Origin of the sequence: Longimicrobium sp., from assembly GCF_036554565.1 — a bacterium.
In the GTDB taxonomy this organism is placed as follows: domain Bacteria; phylum Gemmatimonadota; class Gemmatimonadetes; order Longimicrobiales; family Longimicrobiaceae; genus Longimicrobium.
Map to the genome: position 1 here is coordinate 1 of NZ_DATBNB010000774.1, position 2,279 is coordinate 2,279.

General features: G+C 68.6%; 2 protein-coding genes. Both read left to right on the plus strand.

Annotated elements, in window-relative coordinates; genetic code table 11:
• The first annotated feature begins 342 nt into the window (after nt 1–342).
• Nucleotides 343–1,125, plus strand: a complete 783-nt coding sequence (locus tag VIB55_RS21845; RefSeq protein WP_331878793.1) for a TatD family hydrolase — start codon at nt 343–345, stop codon at nt 1,123–1,125.
• 686 nt (nt 1,126–1,811) lie between these two features.
• Nucleotides 1,812–2,279 (plus strand): DNA mismatch repair endonuclease MutL (gene mutL / locus VIB55_RS21850; protein WP_331878794.1); only part of this gene is annotated, 468 nt, incomplete at its 3' end.

The window sequence follows — 2,279 nt, forward strand, 5'->3', positions numbered from 1 at the left end:
AGCGCGGGCACGGACACTACCGATACGTTGCGGGTCGTTACGGTCTGCATAAGCGCCTCCAGGTTTGAGCGACCCAGAGAGCTTACATCGTGGCGGCCCGCTTTTACATGGTATCTGAGGCCCAGGCGCACCGAACCGGCCCTTAGCACATGCATCGCGGGCCGAAGGATCTAGCCGCGGATGGGTAGGAGCTTGGGCGCGGCAGCGGTCACGGAGGCTGAGGGCGCGGACCCCCAGCACGGGCGATTGAAGTCGCTGCAACAAACACACGAAGTCCGCCTTCGTGGACTGGCCTGATTTGCGTCAGTTGGAGTGTGTGGCGCGCCCTGATTCCTCAATTCGATGTTTCCCGCACTCACGATGCAGTTCACGGATTCACACGCGCACCTCGCGGACGACAAGGTCTTTCCCGACGTCGAGGGCGTCGTCGCACGGGCAACGGCGGCGGGGGTGACCGCCATCGTGAGCGTCGCGACGGGGACGGACGATGCGCGGACGTGCATCCAGCTGGCCGAGCGCTTCCCGGGAGTATACGCCACGGCCGGCATCCATCCGCACCGCGCCGCGGAGTACGACGAGGACGCGATCCGCGACATCCGCCTGCTGCTGGACGACGCTCGCGTGGTGGCGGTCGGGGAGACCGGGCTGGATTACCATTACGACTTTTCGCCGCGTGACGTGCAGCGCGCCTCGTTCGCGCGGCACCTGGAGCTGTCGCGCGAAACGGGAAAGCCGACGATTGTGCATTCGCGTGAGGCGGACGAGGACATGCGCGCGCTGCTGCGCGAGGCGGGGCAGGGGACTGTGGGCGTGCTCCACTCCTTTTCCAGCGGACGCGCGTTGCTGGAGGAGGCGATGGCGATGGGCTGGTACGTGTCGTTTTCGGGGATGGTGACCTTCAAGAAGTACGAAGGCGCCGACTTCGTCCGCATGGTGCCCGCGGACCGCATCCTGGTGGAGACGGATACGCCGTATCTGGCGCCCGTCCCGCACCGCGGAAAGCAGAACGAGCCCGCGTTCGTCTCGCACACGGCCGCGCGTTGCGCCGAACTCCGAGGCGAAGACCCCGCCGAGTTCGCCGCCCGAACGGTGGAGAACGCGCGACGGTTCTACAGCCTTCGATAGGACGAGCTCGCGGCTTCGCCGCAAGGCCCTCTCCCCCGGCCGGCACGCCGCTCGTTCCTCGCGGCTGCGCCGGCCGACCCCTCACCCAACTTCGGGGGAGGGGTTGCTCGAAATGGGTGAGGTGCGCATCGGCGACAAGGTCGCCACCCCAGGCCCTGTCATCCAGAGGCCCGAGCGCACCGAACCGGCCCGCAGTACAGCCCATGCGGGCCGTGGGATCTAGCCGAGGGCGCCTCTCAACCTGGGCGCGGCAGCGGCGAGGAAGCCTAGGCCTCGGCCCGAGGCGAGGAGTGCGCCTCAGGCCCGCTGGGGCGAATGAATTCGCGGCAACAAAGGCCCAAAGTCCGCCTTCGCGGACTGCGGCCGAATGGCCGCGCTGACACGCGTCCCAACCGAGTCGAGTTCGCGGGGCTGGCGGAGCGCACGCGAATTCTCCCCTCTCCCGCTTGCGGGAGAGGGGCCGGGGGAGAGGGCAGCCGCGGCATGCGCCGGCCGCAGTCGAACATCGAGCGAAGTTGTCGTTCCTCCCATTCCCGCCATCGCCGACGCACCCGAATCCCCCGATCCGCCCCACCTTCGTGACCCACGTTCCGCACGCATGTCAACGGTTGACTCCGGCCCGTGCCGCGCGGTAGACTACCACCCGAAGTTCAGCCGAAAGCACGCCCGCGCCAACACGACCCAGCATGCCCCGCAGGATCCAGGTTCTTCCCGAAAAGCTCGCCAACCAGATCGCCGCCGGCGAAGTCGTCGAGCGCCCGGCATCGGTGGTCAAGGAGCTCCTGGAGAACGCCCTGGACGCGGGGGCGTCGCGCGTGGACGTCACGGTGCGCAACGGCGGCAAGACCGAGATCCGCGTGGCCGATGACGGGCACGGCATGGGCCGCGAAGACGCGCTGCTGGCCATGGACCGCCACGCAACGAGCAAGATCCGCACGGAGCACGACCTGGCGGCCATACGCACCCTGGGTTTCCGCGGCGAGGCGCTGCCCTCCATCGCCTCCGTCAGCCGGATGGTGCTGGAAACGGCGGAGCGCGAGGGGCACGGCACGCGGGTCGTGGTCACGGGCGGGCAGATGGCCGCCGTGGAAGACTGCGCGCGCCGGGTGGGCACCACGGTGTCGGTGCGCAGCCTGTTCTTCAACGTGCCCGCG

What these genes read in the sequence shown, in the direction of transcription:
- VIB55_RS21845 (WP_331878793.1), top strand. Translation starts at nt 343, where the DNA reads ATGTTTCCCGCACTCACGATGCAGTTCACGGATTCACACGCGCACCTC.